21 protein-coding genes and 1 pseudogene are annotated in these 24466 nt (G+C 40.1%); 13 read left to right on the top strand and 9 right to left on the bottom strand.

The window, feature by feature from the left end; translation table 11 throughout:
• The coding region (locus tag VSA01S_RS17340) for a thiamine pyrophosphate-binding protein (RefSeq protein ID WP_244949882.1) at nucleotides 1–996 on the bottom strand (996 nt) is incomplete at its 3' end.
• Between the two features lie 79 nt (nucleotides 997–1075).
• The gene (gene tal, locus VSA01S_RS17335; protein WP_039982596.1) at nucleotides 1076–2026 is read right to left on the bottom strand and encodes a transaldolase; all 951 of its coding nucleotides are present in this window, start codon (nucleotides 2024–2026) and stop codon (nucleotides 1076–1078) included.
• A gap of 438 nt (nucleotides 2027–2464) precedes the next feature.
• Here tal and VSA01S_RS17330 point away from each other — a divergent pair, with 438 nt between their 5' ends.
• On the top strand, nucleotides 2465–3472 hold the full coding sequence (locus tag VSA01S_RS17330) for a sugar-binding transcriptional regulator (protein WP_039982595.1): 1008 nt from the start codon (nucleotides 2465–2467) through the stop codon (nucleotides 3470–3472).
• A gap of 72 nt (nucleotides 3473–3544) precedes the next feature.
• Here VSA01S_RS17330 and VSA01S_RS17325 read toward each other — a convergent pair whose 3' ends face one another.
• From VSA01S_RS17325 to VSA01S_RS17310, 4 genes are all read right to left on the bottom strand, one after another.
• Nucleotides 3545–4378 (bottom strand): sulfurtransferase, encoded by an 834-nt coding sequence (locus VSA01S_RS17325; RefSeq protein WP_039982594.1) that lies wholly within the window; start codon nucleotides 4376–4378, stop codon nucleotides 3545–3547.
• Between the two features lie 105 nt (nucleotides 4379–4483).
• The gene (locus VSA01S_RS17320) at nucleotides 4484–4804 is read right to left on the bottom strand and encodes a hypothetical protein (protein WP_039982589.1); all 321 of its coding nucleotides are present in this window, start codon (nucleotides 4802–4804) and stop codon (nucleotides 4484–4486) included.
• 170 nt (nucleotides 4805–4974) lie between these two features.
• Nucleotides 4975–5415 carry a hypothetical protein gene (locus tag VSA01S_RS17315; RefSeq protein ID WP_039982587.1) on the bottom strand — a complete coding sequence of 147 codons (441 nt, stop codon included), beginning with the start codon at nucleotides 5413–5415 and terminating at the stop codon, nucleotides 4975–4977.
• Between the two features lie 11 nt (nucleotides 5416–5426).
• Complete coding sequence (locus VSA01S_RS17310) at nucleotides 5427–7532, bottom strand: LruC domain-containing protein (RefSeq protein ID WP_039982585.1); 2106 nt, start codon at nucleotides 7530–7532, stop codon at nucleotides 5427–5429.
• Between the two features lie 566 nt (nucleotides 7533–8098).
• On the opposite strand from VSA01S_RS17310, the gene luxC reads away from it, so the two are divergent.
• The 7 genes from luxC to ribB all read left to right on the top strand — a co-directional run bounded on the left by luxC (nucleotide 8099) and on the right by ribB (nucleotide 15316).
• A complete protein-coding gene (gene luxC / locus VSA01S_RS17305; protein WP_039981897.1) occupies nucleotides 8099–9532 on the top strand; it encodes a long-chain-fatty-acyl-CoA reductase LuxC in 1434 nt (477 codons plus the stop codon).
• A gap of 15 nt (nucleotides 9533–9547) precedes the next feature.
• Nucleotides 9548–10465: an acyl transferase gene (locus tag VSA01S_RS17300; protein WP_039981898.1), complete on the top strand. Its 918-nt coding sequence runs from the start codon at nucleotides 9548–9550 to the stop codon at nucleotides 10463–10465.
• 34 nt (nucleotides 10466–10499) lie between these two features.
• The gene (gene luxA / locus VSA01S_RS17295; protein ID WP_039981899.1) at nucleotides 10500–11564 is read left to right on the top strand and encodes a luciferase subunit alpha; all 1065 of its coding nucleotides are present in this window, start codon (nucleotides 10500–10502) and stop codon (nucleotides 11562–11564) included.
• A 28-nt stretch (nucleotides 11565–11592) separates the two neighbouring features.
• The gene (gene luxB, locus VSA01S_RS17290; protein WP_039981900.1) at nucleotides 11593–12567 is read left to right on the top strand and encodes a luciferase subunit beta; all 975 of its coding nucleotides are present in this window, start codon (nucleotides 11593–11595) and stop codon (nucleotides 12565–12567) included.
• A gap of 87 nt (nucleotides 12568–12654) precedes the next feature.
• Entirely contained in the window at nucleotides 12655–13794 is a 1140-nt protein-coding gene (gene luxE, locus VSA01S_RS17285; protein WP_039981901.1) for a long-chain-fatty-acid--protein ligase LuxE, read from the top strand.
• Between the two features lie 100 nt (nucleotides 13795–13894).
• The gene (gene fre, locus VSA01S_RS17280) at nucleotides 13895–14596 is read left to right on the top strand and encodes an NAD(P)H-flavin reductase (RefSeq protein ID WP_039981902.1); all 702 of its coding nucleotides are present in this window, start codon (nucleotides 13895–13897) and stop codon (nucleotides 14594–14596) included.
• 21 nt (nucleotides 14597–14617) lie between these two features.
• Nucleotides 14618–15316, top strand: coding sequence for a 3,4-dihydroxy-2-butanone-4-phosphate synthase (gene ribB, locus VSA01S_RS17275; protein ID WP_050567376.1), 699 nt, complete (start codon nucleotides 14618–14620; stop codon nucleotides 15314–15316).
• 372 nt (nucleotides 15317–15688) lie between these two features.
• Here the strand turns inward: ribB and moeB are convergent, their stop codons facing one another.
• The gene (gene moeB, locus VSA01S_RS17270) at nucleotides 15689–16456 is read right to left on the bottom strand and encodes a molybdopterin-synthase adenylyltransferase MoeB (protein ID WP_039982575.1); all 768 of its coding nucleotides are present in this window, start codon (nucleotides 16454–16456) and stop codon (nucleotides 15689–15691) included.
• A 9-nt stretch (nucleotides 16457–16465) separates the two neighbouring features.
• A complete protein-coding gene (gene moeA, locus VSA01S_RS17265) occupies nucleotides 16466–17704 on the bottom strand; it encodes a molybdopterin molybdotransferase MoeA (protein WP_039982577.1) in 1239 nt (412 codons plus the stop codon).
• Between the two features lie 247 nt (nucleotides 17705–17951).
• On the opposite strand from moeA, the gene folE reads away from it, so the two are divergent.
• On the top strand, nucleotides 17952–18605 hold the full coding sequence (folE, locus tag VSA01S_RS17260; RefSeq protein WP_039982578.1) for a GTP cyclohydrolase I FolE: 654 nt from the start codon (nucleotides 17952–17954) through the stop codon (nucleotides 18603–18605).
• A gap of 70 nt (nucleotides 18606–18675) precedes the next feature.
• Here folE and VSA01S_RS17255 read toward each other — a convergent pair whose 3' ends face one another.
• Nucleotides 18676–19650: a TDT family transporter gene (locus VSA01S_RS17255; protein WP_102857669.1), complete on the bottom strand. Its 975-nt coding sequence runs from the start codon at nucleotides 19648–19650 to the stop codon at nucleotides 18676–18678.
• A 913-nt stretch (nucleotides 19651–20563) separates the two neighbouring features.
• Between VSA01S_RS17255 and VSA01S_RS17250 the strand changes: the two genes are divergently transcribed.
• From VSA01S_RS17250 to VSA01S_RS17235, 4 genes and pseudogenes are all read left to right on the top strand, one after another.
• Nucleotides 20564–21574: a response regulator gene (locus tag VSA01S_RS17250; protein WP_039982580.1), complete on the top strand. Its 1011-nt coding sequence runs from the start codon at nucleotides 20564–20566 to the stop codon at nucleotides 21572–21574.
• Entirely contained in the window at nucleotides 21575–22015 is a 441-nt protein-coding gene (locus tag VSA01S_RS17245; RefSeq protein ID WP_039982581.1) for a PAS domain-containing protein, read from the top strand. It abuts the gene before it with no gap.
• Nucleotides 22016–22103: 88 nt separating this feature from the next.
• Complete coding sequence (locus VSA01S_RS17240; RefSeq protein WP_039982582.1) at nucleotides 22104–23633, top strand: bifunctional ADP-dependent NAD(P)H-hydrate dehydratase/NAD(P)H-hydrate epimerase; 1530 nt, start codon at nucleotides 22104–22106, stop codon at nucleotides 23631–23633.
• Nucleotides 23634–24141: 508 nt separating this feature from the next.
• A pseudogene (locus VSA01S_RS17235) lies at nucleotides 24142–24466 on the top strand (sphingomyelin phosphodiesterase); the annotation flags it as partial.

Here is a 24466-nt window from a genome sequence, read left to right as displayed (position 1 = left end):
AGGCAGTTCACCGTTTACGCGGCGTTTGAATTCAGCAGCCAGCTCAGGGTACGCTGCTTCATAAGCTGCAAATTTCTCGTTCCACGAAGCTTCCTTAGCTGCGCCTGCTTCTTTCGCTGACCATTCTGCGTAGACTTCCTGCGGAATTTCAAAAGGACCGTGCTCCCAACTTAGTTCTTTACGTGTCGCTGCAATTTCTTCAGCACCGAGTGGCGCACCGTGACAGTCGTGTGAACCAGATTTGTTTGGCGAACCAAAACCGATGATCGTTTTAGTACAGATAAGCGTAGGGCGTGGGTCTGCTTTTGCAGCAATGATAGCAGCGTTAATTGCTTCAGGATCGTGACCATCTACCGCTGGAATGACGTGCCAACCATAGGCTTCAAAACGTTTAGGTGTGTCATCAGAGAACCAACCTTCAACGTGACCGTCGATAGAGATGCCGTTGTCATCCCAGAACGCGATCAGTTTGCCAAGACCTAGTGTACCTGCAAGAGAACATGCCTCATGCGAAATACCTTCCATCAAGCAGCCATCGCCCATGAATGCATAAGTGAAATGGTCAACGATGTCGTGGCCTTCTTTGTTGAATTGAGCGGCTAGCGATTTTTCAGCCATTGCCATACCCACTGCGTTAGTGATGCCTTGACCGAGAGGGCCCGTTGTTGTTTCGATACCAGGTGCGTAGCCGTATTCTGGGTGACCTGGGGTCTTCGAATGAAGCTGGCGGAAGTTCTTAAGATCGTCGATAGAAAGCTCGTAGCCTGCGAGGTGCAGTAGAGAATAGATCAGCATAGAGCCATGACCGTTAGACAGTACAAAACGGTCTCGGTCAGCCCACTCAGGGTTTGATGGGTTGTGATTCAGGTGAGAACGCCAAAGAACTTCAGCGATGTCAGCCATGCCCATAGGTGCACCTGGGTGGCCAGAGTTTGCTTGTTGTACACCGTCCATGCTTAGTGCACGAATAGCATTAGCTAGATTTTTGCGGTCCATAATAACTACCAGTCTTTCAATATTGGAATTGGAAATTGAAAGGGGAACGCCAACGTTCCCCTTGATTAATTCTGTGTGATTACAGCTTTGCTGCGATCATGTCTTCTAGTTTACCTTGGTCAACAGCGAAGTTACGGATACCTTCAGCTAATTTTTCAACAGCCATTGCATCTTGGTTATGATCCCATAGGAATTCAGCGTGAGTCATAACAGCTGGGCGCTCTTTCGCACCTTTAGAGTCAACCAGTTTCTCAACGACTTCACCTTCTGCAGCTTCCAGTTCAGCAAGCAGAGCTGGAGCGATAGTGAGACGATCACAACCTGCAAGTTCTAGAATTTCGCCGATGTTACGGAAGCTTGCGCCCATCACTACCGTGTTGTAGCCGTACTCTTTGTAGTAGTTGTAAATGCTTGTTACAGAGACTACACCTGGGTCTTCTTGAGCTTCGAAGTCACGACCTTCTTTCGCTTTGTACCAGTCCATGATACGACCAACGAATGGAGAGATTAAGAATACGCCAGCTTCAGCACAAGCACGAGCCTGAGCAAAGGAGAATAGAAGCGTTAGGTTACAGTTGATGCCTTCTTTTTCTAGGATCTCTGCAGCGCGGATACCTTCCCAAGTAGAAGCCAGTTTGATTAGGATGCGGTCGTTAGTGATGCCTGCGTCGTTGTACATTTTCACTAGCTGGCGTGCTTTCGCTACGCTGCCTTCCGTATCATAAGATAGACGAGCGTCTACTTCTGTTGAGATACGGCCAGGAATCGTCTTTAGAATCTCTTTACCGATGTTTACTGCAAGCATGTCACAAGTGTCTTGAACTTGTTGTGTCTTATCGTTGCTTTGTGCTTTTGCGTATTCAATAGAAGCGTCGATTAGAGGGGCGTACTCTTCGATTTGAGCCGCTTTTAGGATAAGAGATGGGTTCGTTGTCGCATCTTCTGGTTGGTATTTTTTGATTGCGTCAATTTCGCCAGTGTCTGCGACGACTGTGGTTAGTTTACGAAGTTGCTCTAACTTGTTGCTCATAATCGTTCATCCTATAAAAGAGTGGCTCACCTTGCCACGGCTTACTTGTCTCTAGACTAGCTCGCTTTATTCAAGCTCGCTGTTCAAAAAGCGAATACTCAATGACTTCTGAACAATTGCTCAGTAGCTGAGTAAATGATGTGTCCATATTTATCTTATCTATAAGGAAAGTCAATCATGGAAAACGATTTAAACTAAACTTTATCAACGTTTTTTTATGAGGTGTGAATTAAATATCAAAGTAATCGTTTACTTTAGAAGTGAGATTGCACGTAGTCCTATTGCGAGAAATAAAATTTTACCGAACAAATGTTCTTGCTGTGAGCAAAAGTTATGGCTAAATTAATGAGTGTGCGTTGATTGCGCAAAATTTGACTGCAAAAGGTCAGAAAGTCCATGAGCATTTTGCCTTAATGTAGACTTATAGAAGAGTATGTCATGAGTAATTCAAATCAAGAGACTACTGTTGAAAGTACAGAGTTACTGACCGAAATGTCTATCGCTTATTATCAGGATGGCGCGACTCAAGAGGAGATTTCGAAAAAATTTGCGATATCACGAGCCAAAGTTGGTCGAATGTTAAAGCAGGCTCGTGATGAGGGCATTGTTGAAATTACGGTGAAATACCATCCAGTCTTCAGTGCCAAAATTGAGCAGCGTTTGATTGAACGTTTTGGTGTAAAACGAGCTTTGGTGGCACTGGATCAACTTAACGAAGATGCACAGCGCTTACAAGTATCGGGTCTTGTCTCAAATTATCTAACAAGCTCGCTGAAAAATGGCATGGTGGTTGCCGTTGGCCAAGGAAGAAACGTCTCCTCAGTGGCTCACCATATCGGTGTCATAACCCCAAAAGATTGTAAGTTTGTTTGCGGAATTGGAGGGATTCATCCTCGTGGTGGTAAGTACAATGCCGATCATATTTGTCGACAATTTGCTAAGAAATATGGTGGTACCTCTGAAACACTTTATGCACCTGCTTATGCTGAAAATCGTGAGCAAAAAATGGCTTTTATGCAGAATGCAACGGTTAAACAAACCTTAGATTTAGCCCGTAAAGCTGATATTGCCCTAGTGGGAGTTGGTGATATGAATGAAAATAGCTATATGGTTGATCTTGGATGGTTTACACCAGAAGAAGTCGTCCAGTCCCGTTTAACTCAAGGAGTAATAGGAGACTTTGCGGGTTATGACTTTTTTGACATTCATGGCAGAGTGGCCAACACAGTGATGAGTGATCGAGTGATTGGTTTGGGTATTGAAGAGTTTAGACCGATTGCTGAAGTCATTGCTATCGCTGCTGAAAACAGTAAACCTCTAGCGTTATTAGGGGCATTACGAACAGGAGTGATTGATGTAATCGCAACGAGTGTTAGCAATGCTTTGACAGTACTTAATCTCGATGAGCAAATTCAAGCTCAGAGTAACTTATTTCCGAGTACTTAATAGATTCAGCACACTGCCTTAGCTTATTTTTGGAGCTGCCCTTAACAAGCAGCTCTGATCCTTTTGACGGTATTACTCTGTGTCTATCGGAAGTGAATCGTTAGACCCCCATTCGGTCCAAGAACCGTCATATACAGATAACCTTTCAATGTCTAGTTGATGAGCAGCAAGCAGTAAAATACAAGCAGTAACTCCTGAACCACAGCTGAAAATAGTTGGCTTAGTTGGATCTAGATCAAGTACATCAAAAAGAGGTTTGAGTTCACTTTTTCCTTTAATTTTTCCGTTTGAAATGATCTCTTGGAAAGGTAGGCAAGATGAGCTTGGAATATGGCCACTTCTCAAGCCAGCCCTAGGTTCTTTAACTTGCCCCAGAAAACGAGACTTAGCTCGAGCATCTACAATATTGGCACTGTTACCATTAACATGGCTCAGTACCACTTGCGCATTAACAAAAGCAGTTGGCTCTAATGTACCACAGAAATTACCTTTTGATTGTGGTTCAGTGGTTGAAGGTTGAGTCGGTAAACCTGCTGCAATCCAAGCCGGCAATCCTCCATTTAGAATATGCACGTTTTTGTGCCCCATTGCTGTAAGCATCCACCAAGCACGTGGAGAGGCGAGAGTTCCTGAATTGTCATATACAACTAAGATATCATCGTGATTAAGACCTAATTGCTGAGCTTTTTCATTAAAAGCACTTTCCGTTGGCATCATATGAGGCAGAGGAGAATCAGGCAGGCAAAAGACGTTGTCATAATCAAAACGAAGTGATCCTGGAATCCAGCAATCTTGTATTTTTGTGGTTTCTGAGGGTATTTGGAAAGCAATACTGGCATCCAAGCATTTGACATTATCGTGTCCAATTATTGACTGTAACTCATCGACGGAAATAAGAGCGCTCATAATGTTTTCCTTTCTTTTTAATAAATAGTTTGCTTATTGAACGATTACTGAGTGAATGATTTGTTGTTCTAACGTTTTGACTCGATTAAACAGCCCTGAAAGTCATCAGTTTGCCAATGGCATTGGCGGCTTACACTGTAAAAAAGTGAATGAAGGTTCAATAAAAGGGCGACGAACTTGAGAAAATGTCACTAAGAAGCCTTCAGGGCAGTCTGCGGTGACTGGGACGAGTACACGCTTTTGTCCAACAGAATCAAAGTGTACTGTTAAATAGCGCCTTTGACCATCGAGTGATTGGGTTAAGGTATTATTGATCACAGAAGCTGATATGTGAGTACTTGTGCCTAGTGACGCATAGTAGAAAAGTAAACTCGCGATAATGGCTGTAAATAAGAATGCAGATAGGTATTTTTTGGGTGTGTTCATGATGAATGTCGTTAGAACGGTTTTTTAGTTGATGAGGTTACTTGGGTATAGATGTTACTTAGGTATAGATGTTACTTAGGTATATAGTAGTAGCAAACAAAAATCGCATGCTTTGTGAGGCATGCGATTTCTTTTAGTCGTTGTAACAAATATAAGAGGCTAGATATGTTCTACATCACCACACTTGAATTACCTGCAGATATGACTTTCTGGATAGGCTCTGAGCCATCATAAAACCAAATCTCTACCAACATCTCTCCTTGATTATCAGAAATAATGTAATCAAAGTTTGCCACTCCATTGTCCAGAGGCACAGAGGCGACTTTAGAGGCGTAGTTTGCTACATATCCCATGTCAGAATCGCTGGTGAAAGTTTTATAGACACTCAAATGTGCTCGCTGTGTTGTTAAACCACTTATATCAATCTCTAAAGAGCTCTCTGTTATAGGGTTAAAATCAAAATCAACAGGGATAACCAAATCTGTCATTGTGACTTCCGGTTGAGTTTCTGGAGTGATGCTCACAGGCGGTGCAGTGGAGCCAGAACTCCCACCATCTCCACCACAGGCTGTTAACACTAATCCCATTAAAATCGCGAATAGAATTTTCATAACCTTTTCTCCTATGGAATATAGCATTTAGCTGGTGCTGGTGATTCGTGCCAGTTTGTGCTTTGTACACCACCTGATTCAGCCCATGTTTTGAATTCTGGATAGGCTACGACCATGTCGACACGTTCTAGAGGCCACTTCCAATCTTCGACAATTAACAGAGCCCATGGCAGATAGGTTGCTGTTTTAAAGTAGTTATTCGTACCACTGTTACTTGCATCCAGTCCTATGCCGAAGAGGCTGGTATCGAACTGCTCGGTCGGAGCTTGACCAGGTAAATGTACTTCCCATTTACGACCAGGTTGGAAAGTAATGCCTTCACCGTGGTATTCGTCTGGTGTTGCAAAGATGAATGGGTCGTATGGCTTAGTTTGAAGTCCAGAGCGGTCAGAGTCTTCAGTAAAGTAGACATTAAGCGTAAAGTTAAGGGCAATGCTGTCGGTACAGCCTGACTCTGTTCGGAAATAATCACAGCTGCTTGAAGCAAAGTCACTCAAGTTATCATCAATAATGAAGATCGCCTCATTAGAAATGGCTTCCAGCCCGCTTGTTGCTTGTTCTACACCATTAATGGAGAGCGTTGTTAGCTCAGTTTCAATAATGCTCTTATCTATGCCGGGAAGACGAATCGCAAACCCGTTTTTGTAACTCGCACCATAGGCAGCTAATTCACCAGTGATTTGGATGTTTTCAACATGACTGGCAAGAAGCATCTCGGTGATACGGAACTTGACGATAACATCATTCATATCGTAATCGACGGTGTATGGCCAGTTGTCTTCAAATGCAACCGTAGCGAAGCTGTTTGCACTTGGAAAGTACTCGATGGAGTAACCATTATTTGTGATCGTAATCGGGTGATCCTCTACTTCACCTGAAGTTGAACCGCCATTGTAACTTAACCCTGTTTCTTGGCTAAAGCGGAAACGGCTCCAGCTTGCACCTGCTGTTGCAGCAGTAGAGACCACAAATGGCATTACATTGGTACCTGTACTGAGAAGTTCATCGGTAAAGACTTGCTCACCAGGATCTGAAAAATCGCCGTCGCGGTTCCAGTCAAACCATGCTGATAGATATCCCGTAGTAGAAGCATTGACGGTAATCACAGAGCTTAAGCCTGGGTCAAGAGCAGAGACAAATCCCACACCATCTTCATCTGCATCACCCACAAGGTTATCATCTGCCTGCCCATCAGGATCACCATCTGGAGCAACAGAGCCTAGCCAGGTGGTACCATCAAGTTCGTGACGCGGGCCGTTTGAGCCTAAAAGGGTATCATAAGAATTAGGTGCATCACCAAAATCAATGTTTGAGCTGGTTGCTACTGCAGGAGCAGTGGCACATCGGGCACCATCGTTACTTCCTGAAGCCGGTCCTGTAGCAAAATAAGTACCAGTAATATCAGAAAAGTCGCCAGGAGTACTTAGATTAACACGAAATATTTTTCCCGTATTGTTACTTGCTGCGTATAAGTAGCCAGCACCATCAAAATATAGAGCCCCGAATGCATCACCACCTAGACCAGTATGACCTCTGTTCGTCCTGCTACCGTTTGATAATTGGTACTCATATAAAACGCCAGTATTATTATCGATACCATACATTAAGCCAGTATTTGGGTGGATAGCGATGTCGAAATGAGAGGCTTTTGTCGAAGAGTAACTTTTGATGGTCTGGTAAGTCAGATTGGCCGAGGGGTTTGTGCTAAGGGGCGATAGATCAATTTTGAAGATACCCTCAGTTGCCCTATAAAAATAAATTACGTCATTATAGACGTCACCTGAGGAGAGACTGTAATTGGGTGCGTTATTTACGTTAAGAACTTCAGCTTGAAAGTCACTACCCATTCTAAGGAGGCGGCCATGTGCACCATCAAAACCATAAAGATAGCCATCTGTTTGGTTGAAGCCTGCGGCATTGAATTTTGAGTTACTGAGTCCTATGTCAGCCGCCACTTCGGAATAGGTACCAGTTACTAAATTCACTGCATGTACCGAAGCTGGTTGACCCTGAATCAGGTATGCTTCGCTAGGGCAAGTTGAAAAAGGTGTCGCATTGAGTGCTGAACTTGCCATCAGCATTCCGAGCACACCAACTGAGGTAGGCAGATGTTTCATAAGTGAGTCCTGTTATGTGGATAGTAGAACAGAACATGAAAAAATTATGCCAAAAATAAGTTTTTGTTTATTAGTCTTTTTATTTCTAATTCATAGATGATTCTTGTTATGAAAATCAAAAAGAGATTAAAAATTTGACATTAACAAATGTAGAAAATTTCTTGTTATGAAGATTTTTTTACTTCAAGTTGATCCAAATTCTGAACCCTTCCGTATACCAATTGACGACTTTTTTTTACGCGTGCAAGCAGTATTTTTTATTTTTCTACGACATTTAAAATACGATATTTTTAATTACATGAATTGTAATGTTTTATTTAACATCAGTGTGTATATTGTCACTATAAATCCTATTCCATATCCTAATACCTTTGTATTTAACATCATAACTGGTTGATTTAAACAAGATGAGAAAACATTAAATTTTAACTTTAATATCTTTTATGAAATTAAATGATCGTTTAATTTTGATATAGGTTAAGTTTCTAATTAGTTTTTTTTAATCTCCTTTCCATTTTTAGCCCCACTTACTAGATTAAATTAACGATAAGAGGAGCTAAATTGTTATGGAAAAGATACTGCCCTTAATAATTAATGGACGAGTGTTATCTGATTTTGATGATTTCTATCATTTGAAGATTAATGATACGTCTGTAAAATTACCAAGCTTAGAATCTATTGATGTTTCAGAGATATTTAATGCTGGAAGTAATATATCTAATAGCGTAAATGAGATCATCAACTTTATTTATACAGTTGGACAACGTTGGAAAAATGAAGATTATGCTAGAAGAAGAAGTTATATACGTTCCCTTGTAAGATTTTTAGGTTATTCGCCTCAAATGGCAAAACTGGAAGCAAATTGGATTTCAATGCTGATGTGCTCAAAAAGTGCATTATACGATATTATTGAAACGGAGTTAGGGTCTACTCATATCCAAGATGATTGGTACCCTCAAGGTGAATGTTATGTAAAAGCTTTTCCAAAAGGGCGTTTATTACATTTACTTGCGGGAAATGTACCTTTAGCTGGTGTTACCTCAATATTAAGAGGTATTTTAACCAAAAACCAAAATGTTATTCGTATGTCTGCATCGGATCCATTTACGGCACACGCCTTAGCAATGAGTTTTATTGATGTAGATTCTCATCATCCTATTTCTCGCTCCCTGTCAGTTATGTACTGGCCACATGAAGGTGACGCCTTAAAAGCAAAAGAAATTATCAGTCAGGTAGATGTTGTTGCAGCTTGGGGAGGTGAGGCAGCAATAGAATGGGCTGTTAAACATGCGCCTGCACATATAGATATTCTCAAGTTTGGACCTAAGAAAAGTTTTACGGTATTGGATGACCCACAAGATCTTGAAGCTGCTGCATCAGGTGTTGCTCATGATATTTGCTTCTACGATCAAAGTGCTTGTTTCTCAACACAAAATATATACTTCTCTGGTGATAAGTATGAAGAGTTCAAGGCTAAGTTAACAGAGAAGCTTGATTTATACGAAGAAATTTTACCAAAGAAAAAACAAAGCTTTGATGACGATGCTTTATTTTCATTTACGCGCCTAGAGTGTCAATTCTCTGGTTTAAATGTTTTATCAGATATAAAAAATAAATGGATGGTTATTGAATCTGAACCAGGAGTTGAAATAAACCACCCATTAAATCGATGTGTATATATCCACAGAGTTAATGAAGTTAAAGATGTATTGAGTTTTATAGAGAAACATAAAACTCAAACAATTTCCTTTTTCCCTTGGGAATCATCTAAAAATTATCGTGACTTATTTGGTGAAAAAGGAGTAGAAAGAATTGTTGAGTCTGGAATGAATAATATATTTAGGGTGGGTGGTGCGCATGATGCGATGCGCCCATTACAACGCTTAGTTCGCTTTGTCTCTCATGAAAGACCATATACTTTTACGACTAAAGATGTGGCTGTAGAAATAGAACAAACCCGTTTTCTTGAAGAAGATAAATTCTTAGTATTTGTCCCTTAAATAAGGAAGTTTAAAATGAACAATCAATGCAGGACTATTGATCATATTTTACATGTTGATAATGGTCAGGAAATTCATATCTGGGAAACTCTGCCTAAAGAGAAAACACCACCAAGAAATAGCACTGTTTTAATTGCTTCGGGGTTTGCTCGAAGAATGGATCACTTTGCTGGGTTGGCAGAATATTTATCTGAAAATGGATTTCATGTCTTCCGTTATGATTCGTTGCACCATGTAGGTTTGAGCTCAGGCACGATTGATGAGTTCACGATGACAACAGGTAAGAAGAGCCTGTGTACAGTATATCAATGGCTTAAACATCGCGGAGCCCCCAATATTGGCTTGATTGCAGCTAGCCTTTCTGCACGAGTCGCTTATGAAGTAGTTGCTGATCTTGAATTGTCTTTTTTAATCACGGCGGTCGGTGTTGTGCATTTACGCGATACCTTAGAAAAATCACTTGGTTTTGATTATCTCAGTTTGCCTATTAATGAGCTACCTGACGATCTTGACTTCGAAGGCCACAAGCTTGGGGCGGAAACCTTCGTGAGAGATTGTTTTGAACAAAATTGGGACACATTAGATTCAACATTACAAAGGGTTCAAAACACTTCAGTCCCACTGATTGCTTTTACTGCAAATAACGATGACTGGGTGAAGCAAGAAGAAGTTTATGAAATGTTATCAAATATAAGTAGTGGTAACTGCAAGCTTTACTCTTTACTTGGCAGTTCTCATGACTTAGGAGAAAACCTAGTTGTTCTAAGAAATTTCTATCAATCTGTGACGAAAGCGGCGATCGCTATGGACAATGGCAGTTTAGAGATCGCAGTCGACCTGGTCGAGCCGGACTTTGAGCAACTTACCATCGCGACGGTTAATGAACGTCGTCTTAAAGCTGAAATAGAAAATAGATCGCCTGAAATGGCTTAGTTCTCATTACTACACCAACAAGTAAGGAAACACTATGAAATTTGGAAACTTCCTTCTCACTTACCAGCCACCTGAGTTATCTCAGACCGAAGTGATGAAGAGAATGGTTAACATTGGCAAGGCATCAGAAAAATGTGGTTTTGATACTGTTTGGCTATTGGAGCACCACTTTACAGAGTTTGGTTTGCTAGGTAATCCGTATGTTGCTGCTGCGAATTTACTCGGAGCAACCAAAACTCTGAATGTTGGTACTGCTGCTATCGTTTTACCAACAGCTCACCCTTTAAGGCAAGCTGAAGATGTCAACCTATTAGACCAAATGTCAAAAGGACGCTTTCTATTTGGGATCTGTCGCGGCTTATATAACAAAGATTTCCGAGTCTTTGGCACAGATATGAGCAACAGTCGAGCATTGATGGATTGTTGGTATGAACTTATGACAGAAGGCTTTAAAGAAGGTTATATGGCTTCTGAAAGTGAGCATATTAAATTCCCTAAAGTGCAACTAAACCCTAGCTCCTATACTAAAGGTGGTGCTCCTGTTTATGTTGTAGCTGAGTCAGCTTCTACCACGGAATGGGCAGCTGAGCGCGGTTTACCGATGATCTTAAGTTGGATTATTAATACTAACGAGAAAAAAGCTCAGCTTGATCTTTATAATGAGATTGCAGCTGAGAATGGTCATGATTATACCAAGGTTGATCATTGTTTGTCCTACATTACTTCAGTGGATGCTGACTCTAATAAGGCCAAAGATAAGTGTCGTAATTTCCTAGCTCACTGGTATGACTCCTATGTTAACGCCACATCAATCTTTAATGACTCGAATCAGATACAAGGTTATGACTTTAATAAAGGTCAGTGGCGAGACTTTGTCCTAAAAGGGCACAAAGATACAGATCGTCGTATCGACTATAGCTATGAAATCAACCCAGTTGGCACGGCTGAGGAGTGTATTGAAATTATCCAAAAAGATATTGATATTACGGGTATTAATAATATTTGCTGTGGCTTTGAAGCTAATGGCTCTGAAGATGAGATTATCGGATGTATGAAGCTATTCGAATCTGATGTGATGCCATACCTCAAAGAGAAATAGTACTAATATTTTCTATAAGGAAAGAGACATGAAATTTGGATTATTCTTCCTCAACTTCTTGAATTCAAAGTGCTCTTCAGAATCAGTTCTGGAAGAGATGTTGGATACAGTTAATTATGTAGATAAGCTTCATTTTGATACTGTTGCTGTTTGTGAAAATCATTTCACTAACCATGGGGCAGTAGGTGCACCATTGACGGTTGCTGGCTTCTTACTTGGTATGACTGAAAATATTAAAGTGGCTTCACTCAATCATGTGATTACAACTCATCATCCTGTTCGCGTTGCTGAGGAGGCTTGTTTATTAGATCAGGTTAGTGAAGGTCGTTTTACTTTTGGCTTTAGTGATTGTGAAAAAAACTCGGATATGCGTTTCTTTAATCGTCCTGTTGATAGCCAATTTCAATTGTTTAATGAATGTTATGACATTATCAACGATGCATTAACGACAGGTTATTGCCATCCAAATAACGATTTTTATAGCTTCCCTAAGATCTCTGTTAATCCACATGCCTATACAGAAGGTGGACCAAAGCAATTTATTAGTGCGACAAGTAAAGAAATCGTTAAATGGGCAGCAAAGAAAGGCATTCCTCTTATTTTTAAGTGGGATGATTCAAATGCAGTCCGTCAAGAATATGCCACTTTATATCGTGAAGTTGCAGAGCAAAATGGTGTCGATACTAACAACGTAAGGCATAAACTCACTATTCTTGTGAATCAAAATGTAGATGGTGAAAAAGCACGACTGGAAACACGTCTTTATCTTGAGGATTATGTACGCGATACACATGCTTGTTGTGACTTTGAAGTGAAGATGGCAGAACTCTTGGCCGAGAGTGCAGTAGGTACTTATGAAGAAAGCACTGCTGCAGCTCGACTTGCAATTGAAAGTTGTGGTGCATCTGATGTTTTGATGTCATTCGAATCTATTCAAGATAAAGCTCAACAAAGAGCTGTAATTGATGTTGTGAATGACAATATAGGTAAGTATCACTCATAACTCTGATTTATGCTACGGGGGTAGGAGACTGCCCCTTTTATTACTCTCACTTATGCGCCAGCGCGCTCAGTTATTATAGGTATCTATATGGACGTAATATCAGCGGTAAAGCAGGAGAATATTGCCGCAAGTACTGAAATCGATGATCTGATTTTTATGGGCACTCCAGAAAAATGGTCACTGCGGCAGCAAAAAGAACTGACATTTAACCTAGTAAAAGAAGCGTATCAATATCATTACCAAAACAATGAAGACTATCGAAACTTTTGCCAGAATCTTGGGGCAAAGGAAGATATCGATGATTTGAATTCTATTCCTGTGTTCCCGACCTCCATTTTTAAGTTAAAAACGTTAATTACGGTTGAAGAAGAGTTGATTGAAAACTCTTTTACGAGTAGCGGTACCAGTGGTGTCAAAAGTATTGTTGCACGAGATAGACTCAGTATCGAGCGCTTACTTGGCTCAGTAAATTATGGTATGAAATATGTCGGAGATTGGTTTGATCATCAGATGGAGTTAGTCAATTTAGGACCAGATCGATTCAATGCCAATAATATTTGGTTCAAATACGTAATGAGTCTCGTTGAGCTGCTCTATCCAACAGCTTTTACTGTAAACGATGATCAAATCGATTTTGAAGCAACAATTGCCAATATGGAGCGAATTAAAAAATCAGGAAAAACCATTTGTTTGATTGGTCCTCCATATTTCATTTATTTATTATGCCGTTATATGCAAGAAGAAGACCGTACTTTTGTTGGCGGTTCAGAATTGTTTATCATTACAGGTGGAGGTTGGAAAAAACATCAAAATGAATCACTTAATCGAGAAGAATTTAACAAACTTTTGATGGAAACATTCTCATTGGAAAGTGATCGTCAGGTAAGAGATACCTTTAATCAAGTTGAATTAAATACTTGTTTCTTCGAAGATATAGAGCATAAGAAGCGTGTGCCTCCATGGGTGTATGCAAGGGCATTAGATCCTGTCACACTCAGTCCATTACCTCATGGTGAGCAAGGTTTGATGAGTTATATGGATGCTTCAGCAGTCAGTTATCCATGTTTTTTGGTAACAGATGATATCGGTATTGTCAGAGAAGAAGAAGGAGAACGACCTGGAACCACAATTGAAATTGTCCGAAGAGTTAACACGCGGGGAGTTAAAGGTTGTGCACTGAGTTTATCTCAAGCATTTAAAAGGAAAGATAGCAAGGAAGGCTATTAAAGTTGATTTTTTTATAAAGTTATTGATAAGAAAGAAGTCTATAAACCAGCTCTTATAGAATCATACTTATAAAACAAAAGACAGCAAGGAAGGCTGAATTATGTTAAGTACGATAGAAAAGATAGAACCACTTTCGAATCATATATTTCGAGTGTTTTTCAAACCTGGGCGAGAGCTCAACTATAAAGCAGGGCAGCACCTTAACGTTAGCTTAAGCTTTGGAAGTTTGCCTTTTTCTATCGCATCTCCTCCCTCAGAAAATAAGCTGGTGGAATTGCATATTGGAGGTACTGAGGCAATTGAAAGAGATAATGTCGTTATTGACGAACTCAATCATGCATGGCTTCGGGGTAAAAAAGTTGTATTGAGTGAGGCACAAGGAGACGCATGGCTGCGTAATCAAAATGAAAACCCATTACTTCTTATTGCTAGTGATACTGGAATATCGTACATATTAAGTATTTTGAAATACAGCTTAATCCAAGGTTTTACTCAGCCTATTTATGTTTATTGGGGTGCGAAAGGTATGAAAGACTTATATGTCCACGAAGAACTTATCGACATTGTACTGGAACACAAAAATGTTAGCTATGTTCCTATTATTGAAACTTCGACGACCCCACAATACGCCAAGCAAGGAAAGGTCCTTGATATTGTTATGAGTGACTTTGGTAATTTGTCGGAATTTGATATTTATTTGTGTGGTCCAAATCATATGATTGAAATGGCCCGTAAGTGGCTCTGTAGAGAAAGAGGTGCAGAGCCTGAGCATGTATACGCTGATGAGTTTGCTTATCTGTAATCATAACTTAAGGAAAAAATTATGAGCTCTACATCGCTACTGCAAGAATATGGCACACCGCTGGAAAGAGTTGAGCGAGCCATTGAAGCCTTGCAACAAGGAAAAGGTATATTATTAATGGATGATGAAGACCGAGAAAATGAAGGTGATTTAATTTTTTCGGCTCAGTATTTGACCAAAGAACAAATGGCGTTAATGATTCGAGAGTGCAGTGGTATCGTGTGCGTTTGCCTAACCGAAGAAAGGGCAAAATGGTTAGATCTTCCTCCAATGGTAAAAGATAATCGCAGCAGAAATCAAACCGCATTCACGGTGACAATAGAGGCGCGAAAAGGTGTTACTACAGGAGTTTCAGCCCAAGACCGTGTTACGACAATTCAGACCGCTGCGATGCTAGGTGACAAACCCTCGGATCTTTCAAGGCCAGGACATGTGTTTCCTTTAGTTGCGAAACCAAATGGTGTTCTCAGTCGTCGTGGCCATACCGAAGGGACGATAGACTTAATGCAATTAGCGGGTCTTACCCCCTCAGGTGTGCTCTGTGAGTTAACTAATCCTGATGGTACGATGGCAAAACTACCTGAAACGGTCGCTTTTGCGAAGTTACATAAAATGCCGGTTTTAACAATTGAAGATATTGTAGAATACAGAACGGGTGTCGCTCTGAAACAGGATATTCAGCAGTGTATAGAGCGTGAGGAACTTGCTATGGGCTTCTAATATTTAGCTAATACAATATTGTATCTAATATATTAATAGTAATAAATTAGTTAATATATGCTGGTGGCTTTATTATTATTACAAATAAGGAAGGCTTTAAATTAATAGACTATTTTAATCAATATACTTCCATAGCTAATTCATACTTTGAATTATTGCTTAACTGATTTTTTATATTGAGGTGCTTAAATCATTTTTTAAGTAGTCAGATATTAATATATATTATATCTTTGCTATTGGTGTTGTGTATTAAGCATTTTTAAATACCTTACTTTTTCGCAGACACTTGAAACAGCGACATTCTTTGTTTGAAATGTGATTTAGTTAAGCTGAACCGCCCTCATTTGGGCGGTTTGCATACTCTTTCTGCGTTCACTCAAGTGGTTGATGCTTACTACATACTGAGCAATGGGGAAACTGAGTTAATTTCATTTCTCGCCAAGACATATTTAATGCATCAAGAATTAAAAGCTTTCCCTGCATAGTCTGGCCATAATGCGCAATTACTTTAATCGCTTCCATTGCCTGGACAGCACCGATAATACCTACTAGCGGTGCCATAACCCCAGCTTCGACACAACTCAGAGAATCATCACCAAATAATGCACTTAAGCATTGGTAGCAAGGTAGAGAAGAATCAGTATAAGTAAAGACACTGACCTGCCCTTCCATGCGAATAGCCGCTCCAGAAATAAGAGGTATTTTATTACTAAAGCATAACTTATTCAGTTGATTACGAGTTGTCACGTTATCTGACGCGTCAACCACAATAGTGTGCTGTGAGATTAATCGATGAAGTTCAGAGTCTTCTAGGCGTTTAGCAATGGTGTTGATGGTAGTGTGTGGGTTGAGTTGTGTAAGTTTTTCCGCTGCAGACTCCACTTTTTGACGACCAATATCTTTTTCATGGTGAAGGACTTGACGATGCAGATTAGATACCTCGACGATATCATCATCGATTAAAGTTATTTCCCCTACACCAGCTGTTGCTAAATATTGACTACAAGTACAACCTAAACCACCAGCACCAATAATAAGTACTGAAGCTTGTTTTAATGCTTCTTGACCTTCAAAATCGAAATCTTTCAAGATGATTTGACGGTTATAGCGCAACAGCTCTTGATCGGAAAGAATTTCCACAATACGCCTCTAATATAAACTTGGGTTGAACATCTGAATCTGTACTGTTTCACCGGCCTCAACTCGTCCTCGTTCATGTTCTAGGACAACAAAACAGTTTGCAAGGCTCATGGAACGGAAAGCACCGGAGCTTTGGTTTCCCGTTGTTTCGACCACTAATTGGCCGTTTTCAATAGTGTATATACCACGTTGGTAATCAGTTCGCCCTGGTGACTTTTTAAAGCTGTTTTTACTGATAGCAGCAAGAGAATCAGGTGTTTTCCAAGCAGAGTGGCCTGCTAACTTAGCTAGCATAGGCTGGACTAGAACGTACATAGTTAACATTGCAGAAACAGGATTTCCAGGTAGACCACAGAACCATGCGTTATCTAATTGGCCAAAAGCAAAAGGTTTACCAGGTTTAATCGCTAGCTTCCAAAAAAACACCTCTCCAAGCTCTGCAAGAACCTCTTTCGTGTAATCGGCTTCACCGACACTGACACCACCTGATGTTATGACCACATCGGCCAGTGTTTGTGCTTGATTAAAGGCTTCCTTAAGAGCATTGGGGCAATCAGGGATAATCCCTAGATCAATGGCTTCACAGCCAAAGTTTTCTATAAGCGGCTTTATTCCGTAGCGATTACTATCATAGATTTGCCCTTTTTCCAGCGGTTCTCCAAGTGCCTTAAGTTCATCCCCTGTTGAGAAAAACGCAACCTTAGGTTTGGCGAAAACGTTGACATGGCTGATTCCTAATGAGGCAATCATCGGTATATCACGTGGTGTAAAACGTGAGCCTTTAGTAAGGACTATAGCACCTTGTTGGATATCATCTCCAATAGGACGAACATTATTGAACGGTGCAATATCCGTTTGCAAGAACTGAATACCTTCGTCGGTCACTTTTGCCTTTTCTTGCATGATAACAGCATCGCAGCCACTAGGAATTTGGGCACCAGTCATGATTCTTATGCAATGGCCAGGAGGACATTCTTCCTCAAAGGGCTGACCTGCAAAAGACTTGCCTGCAAGAGGAAAAAGAGTGGAATGTGTTTTGAAATCACACAGGCGAATCGCATAGCCGTCCATCGCAGAGTTATTAAAAGGAGGGACATTTATCGGCGAGAGAATATCTTCTGCTAAAACAAAGCCCAGAGCTTCAGCAAGTGGAAGAGAGTCTATCGTTTGGATGGGATCGATTGACGATAACATTTGTTGTATCGCATCTTCAATTGGCATTAAGCCAGGTGTATCACAACAGCCCATGGAGCAAATCCTGTGTGTTCTTTAATGTTCAAATATTTTACCATAAAAGCGAATTCAGTAAGAATATCCATCGATAAAATATGGGTGTAATTATTAAAAAATGCGAGTATCCTAGGCCCGCTCCGTATAGGGCAATTATGGTAATCTGTTTTATTGCTCTTTTCCAACTTGGTCAAACTCAGGCAACATATGGAAAAATAGCGAGCTGTTAGTTAAAATCGTGTGTTGTCATACAGGAGAGATTGGAATGTCAGGTTTAAGTCAATCGGCGAAAATAGTCAAAGAAGCGCTTGAGTTGCGTGGGTTGGAAACACCAATGAGCCCTAATCAAGTCAGCCGTGAAGAGAAAAAGCAAAAGATCGAATACCACATGCGTGAAATCCTAACGCTTCTCGAACTCGACCTCACCGATGATAGCTTAGAAGAAACACCGCACCGCATTGCAAAAATGTATGTCGATGAGATTTTTTCTGGTTTAGATTACGCCAACTTCCCCAAAATTACTGTCATTGAAAATAAGATGAATGTTAGTGAAATGGTTCGTGTTAGAGACATTACGGTAACCAGTACTTGTGAACATCATCTTGTTACTATCGATGGTAAAACCGCTGTGGCTTACATCCCACGTGGAAAAATTATCGGTCTTTCCAAAATTAACCGAATTGTGCGCTTTTTTGCCCAGCGGCCTCAAGTACAGGAGCGCATGACACAGCAAATCTTAGTGGCGCTACAGACTTTGCTGGAATCAGAAGACGTAGCGGTCACAATGGATGCGACACATTATTGTGTTAAATCTCGTGGCGTAATGGACGCGACTAGTTCAACCACTACTACAGCTCTGGGTGGTATCTTTAAAAGTAACCCAGCTACCCGTGCTGAATTCTTACACGGCTTGCGCTAACAATTTTAGCCAGTTAGGTAGAACTAAAGATAAAAATTTAAGATTAAAATGAATAAAGGGTAGCCATTGGCTACCCTTTTTTGAATATTTTCTCTGGTGAGTAGGGCGCGTTAGGCCAATACATCTTAAGGTAGCCCGCTGATACCCACAGTACCAAAAAGGTAGCAATACTGAGTTCAAAAAAACCAAAATCATGTAACCAGATCCAATTGGGTTGAGATTGTGCAAAAAAAGCAGTCAAGCGGTACATAGCAATCGCGCTGATCACGGAAGGAAAAGTAACAGCAGCAATAGAGGGCTGAAACTTCAAGCGCAACAAACGAAAGTAGCATAAATAAACCAGTAATGTCATGGTGATACCTATTCCTGCAAGAGCTCCAGTTAAAATCAGATCCGGAGCAGGGAAGTTGACTAAATAAGCCGCAAGAGAGAGGTTCACTGGCGCTGCCATGATAGCGAGTGTAGGGCGGGCACTACGAGGTAGAGTGCCGAAAAATACCAGACGATACAAAACCACAGGTAACATGAAAAAATAAATGCCAATGCAAACCATGGCAATAGTTCCAGAAAAAACGGTATGGCCAAATTGAGAGCCTGCCAGAGAAGAACTGATCAATCCAACAGGGTATAAGAACCAACTGGGAACAATATTTGAGATTCTAAACTTCATCAGTTGAAAGCTGAAAAACAGTACCATCATTGTAATATGAAGTCCAAGAGCTAGAAACCATAAAGGGTAAGCAATAAGTGGGCTCGCTACAGCTAGGTAGTCACAGAGCATTAGCAATGCCATACTCATCGGTGCCATTAGGCTGCCTCTCAGGGGATGTTTGAGGTCTGAAAGAAATAAAGATGGATTTGTCGTATATTTTAAAAGTACGGGAAGGAGTAACAGACCGCCTAAAAAAGCCAAAAATGGTCGAAGTGGCTCGCCAATATCAGGTATATAAAGTGCCCATGCTTGCCCAAGACCTATTAAGCTAAGCGCTAATGCCGCTTGAGATGGCGGTACGTGGGTAAATTGCACAAATTTTTTCCAGTTCAAATTGATCCCATCATCTGCTATTGATGCTTGTTGATAAATTGATTCACTATAAGTGGAACTTTATTATCGTTAAAGTTGCATTACTGAGATTCGTGATTTGGCAAGCCTCACTGCCGAAATTTTTCATCCCAGTTATTTCCCTATCAAGTGAACATGTTAACTGTACTTATTGAGAGCGTTCAGATAAACAATGGCTATAACTGAACAAATTATACACCGTGATAGGCATTCAGTGAGTCATTAAAGGTACAATCTAGTTTTCCATTTTTGTGATGATACATACTCAAGTCACTTCTAAATGGTATGTTCTGAAGGTTGAATTATTTAGTTAAATGCGATGGTGTTTGTGTTTGTGTTTGTTTTTAAGAGATTTAAGCTTGTTTTTGTTCTACTTATTTCATATTTGGTGATAATTTTTTATCGTCAAAGCTTGTTTTTTGAGCAAAATAGACCATAGTTAATAGGTAAGCAAACATAATAACTTCGAAAGGAGAAATGTTAGATTTACACACAATTTGGATGGAATCAAACACAACTTTTGAAATTCCTCGTTATCTGTTTAGAAGTTAATTCTACCTTCTAATTCGCATACTCACGATTGAGCAACGAGGTAAAGGCGCACTGAAATGTGCGCCTTTTACATTTCTATTTATAGTTTTGATGATGCTTCCTGAAATACCATTTCAACGTACCTAAATTTGATGCACTTTAGATCAGTAATTCCCACTCAAACCTTTTGGACATCCAAGAAGTTTTTATGCTTATAATCCATATGTTCATATCTACAATGTTTCGTTCTGTTTTTGATTAGTCTGAATAAAGCTTAAGAATATAAGTTATTCTCCTCAATATATAGAATATGAAGTAGCAACCTGTTAAGTTTAATTAATTTAAAGTTTTGAAAGGTGGCAGTATGTCATTTCCTGTCCTAATTTGTGATGACTCGAGCTTAGCACGAAAGCAGATGGCGAAATCACTACCCATAGCACTTAGTGCAGAAGTTACTTTTGCGATTAATGGGAAAGGTGCCTTAAAAGAATTACAGCAGAAGACGTTTAAGCTGATGTTTCTTGATCTCACGATGCCAGAAATGGATGGTTTTGAGACTTTAGAAAATATGAAACAGCTTAGAATTTCTCTCCCTGTAGTTGTTGTATCTGGTGATATTCAACCCAAAGCGAGACAACGTGTATTTGATCTTGGTGCCTATGCATTTATCCAAAAGCCATTTAATATCAGTGAGCTTAATCAGGCGTTAGCCCCTTTTGTTGCAGCTAGTCATAGGGAAGCGGATAAACATTCTCGCTCATCTGCAATGTTACTGCCAAAATTACAGCGGCGTGACGTTTATATGGAAGTCGCTAATATAGCGATAGGTCGTGCAGCCGATGCTTTAGCACGACATTTTGATGTGTTTGTCAATCTGCCATTACCAAACGTAAGCGTATTTGAGGTCAGTGAATTGCATATGACGCTGAGAGAACTGGCTTCTAAAGACAATGTTTCTGGAGTCTGCCAAGGTTTCTGTGGAGAGGGTATAGCAGGAGAAGCTTTGGTTATACTCAGTGACTCAAGTGTCTCGGATCTCAAAACATTGATGAAAGTACCCGTTGAGAGTGAAGAATTAGAAGAGCTCGAGTTGCTCATGGATATGTCTAACATCTTGGTTGGGTCATTTCTAAATGGGCTGGGAGAACAATCTGAAGTTCGTTTTTTTCAAAGCCCTCCGGTCTTACTGGGGCAACATATCTCGGTCGATTCGATTATTGAGTCCACCGCAGGCAGCTTTAATCGCACGATGACCTTTGAGGTCAGCTATACCATCGAGGGAACCTCCATACGTTGCGATCTGCTGTTTATGTTCGTAGATGAATCGTTACCACTTCTCGACAATAAACTCTCTTATTTGCTGGAGGAACTATAAATGCTAAATTTACCAGCAGAGTTTGAGCAATTTCATTGGATGATTGATATGGTTCAGAATATTGATATGGGGCTGATCGTGATTGATCGAGAATATAAGGTTAAATTATGGAACGGCTTTATGACTCATCATAGCGGTTTGCAATCACATGAAGCTATCGGTTGCTCATTGTTTGAGATATTCCCAGAGATCCCTAAAGAGTGGTTTAAGCTTAAAACCAAACCCGTTTATGATCTCGGTTGCCGTAGTTTCATTACCTGGTATCAGAGACCCTACTTATTTTGTTGCCGCAATGTTCGTCCAGTGACTCAACAAGCTGAATTTATGTATCAAAACATTACGCTTAACCCAATGCGAAGCCCGTCGGGCGAGATTAACTCGTTATTTTTATCCATTCAAGATGCTACTGCTGAGGCGTTAATAGTACAAAAATCAAAATAAGTGGAAGAAAATAAATATATAAAAGCCGAGGTGAGTCTCGGTTTTTTTGTATACATTTAAAGTATCCATTAATGAGCGGAATATCGATATGGACTTTAACCTTTCTCTCAAACTGTATACGTCACAGCAAGTTAGATCTGGTGAGATCAAAGCGGCGCAAATTGCCGGGGTGTCGATGTATGACTTAATGCAGAAAGCTGGTATTGCAGTCTATGAATGCTTTCGGCAACACTACTCCAATGCTCAACGGATACTGGTCGTGTGCGGCAAAGGCAACAATGGTGGAGATGGCTATGTCTTTGCTAGTTTAGCTAAGCAAGCAGGGTTACAAATACGTGTTTTCCATTTAGGTGAGATAAACCAGTTGAATGGGGATGCTAAAACTGCTTATGAAGAATGGTGTAGCATTGGTGGAAGTATCGAACATTGGGATGATTGGCATGTGGCATTGCTCGATGCAGAAGTCATCATTGATGCAATGTTAGGCACAGGCCTACGTGGCTCACTCAGTCAAGACTTTCAACTTCGAATCTCTCAAATTAATCAGATTAATTGTCCGGTCATTTCGGTCGATATTCCCTCTGGATTGAATGCCGATACCGGAACAGTTCACGGTGTTGCCATTAAGGCAGAACATACGGTTACCTTTGTAGCGGTTAAGCAGGGGCTCTGTACAGGGCAGGCGCGCTCTTATATTGGGAAAATGCACTTTGCGGGGCTTGGTATTAGTGCAGAGTTTCGTTCTATTGAAGACGAAAGTGCATTAGGCATTGATCATCAAATTATTTCTCGTTTGAGACCCGACAGACAACAAACGGCACATAAAGGTCATCATGGAAAAGTGCTCTGCGTAGGTGGAAACAAAGGCATGTCAGGGGCGATCCGTCTATGTGTACTTGGGGCAGTAAGAACGGGGGTAGGGCTTGCAGCCGCGATAACTCATCAGAAATCGCTTGCACCATTGCAAATTAGCGTACCAGAGGTCATGAGTGATGCGATTTCAATCGAAGAGTTGAGTTTGGTTGAAAATGTATTAACAGAAAAGATTGCTTGGGCGACAGTACTCATTTTGGGACCCGGTTTAGGTTGTGACAGGTGGGCGGATCAAGTCTATCACAGCATGGCACAGCAAAATATTCCTAAAGTCTTAGATGCAGACGGGCTAAATATTTTAGCCCTGATCAGCCGTAGGAATGATCATATTTCTGTTTATGATGATCAAAGGGTCATCACTCCTCATTCAGCTGAAGCTGCTCGCTTACTTGATGTCAGTGTTGATGCTGTGGAATATGATCGTTTTTCTGCTGCAAAGAAACTGCATGAAAAATATGGGGGGGTTGTTGTATTAAAAGGAGCGGGAACCTTAATTTATGATGGTACCAGGATGTACGTCTGTTTAGCCGGTAATGCTGGAATGGCGAGTGGCGGAATGGGGGATGTATTGGCAGGTGTTATAGGTGCTTTTGTTGCAAAAGGACTTCCTATTGGTTTAGCTGCACGCTTGGGAGTTGTTGTGCACAGTCATGCTGCTGATCTCAACGTTTATCAGTTTGGAGAATGCGGACTTTTAGCTAGTGATGTTGTAAAAATGTTGCGTTCAGCGTTAAACAACACATAAAGGCTGAAGCTGATGACTTCGAAGTACTCACGTCACACTAGTGATAAAATGTTAAGAAAATGTGAAGTTATTTTCTTTTAATTGTGCACTAAATTTATAATCTAGACTATCATAAAAAGCGTAGAATAATTCTACACGAGTCATACCACCGCCGTATGTAAAAGAGGAGTTATTATGTAATGAGTGACATTTTTAAGTAAAACTGCGAATGAGCATTGTTTGATATATAACAATGATATACTGAACTTTTTCATAAAAACAACTTTTAATCTTAGAGAAATTTATTACTTTTCTTTTTAGATTAAGTAGTTTTTGGTTTATTTTTATGTTAGCTATCGCTTATCTTAATAAAGTTGTCTTTGATATTTCTAATTATAATAATTAGAAAAGGGTTTATTATTAAAAATTTGCGATAAATAACAAAAAATAAATAAAAGAACAAATAATACTCGTAGTGATATTGAAAATGTTTTAATTAAATAGAAAAAGATAAAACCTTAGGTAAATTATGGAAAAATCACTTGAGTTTTCAATTTTAATGATAATATCGTTGTTTTCTTTTATGTGTAATGCCGATACAAATTTATACTTACTTAATAATACAAATGATGTACTAACCGTTAGTATTAATGGAAATGACCAACTTATCCAACAAGTTGGTGAGAATGAAATTCAACCATATAAATACACTCAAATTGCAAGCTTAACAAGATATGCAGGAATTGAGTCGGGTAAAGATTATTATTTTTTTGTTTTTTTGGGTTATGAGCAACTTACCCTTGCTATTCGATTACATGGCAGTGCCTGGGGAACAAGTATGTCTTATACTTTGA

It is taken from the genome of Vibrio sagamiensis NBRC 104589 (assembly GCF_007990935.1).
Lineage (GTDB): Bacteria > Pseudomonadota > Gammaproteobacteria > Enterobacterales > Vibrionaceae > Vibrio > Vibrio sagamiensis.
This window is presented reverse-complemented; position numbering and strand designations above follow the sequence as displayed.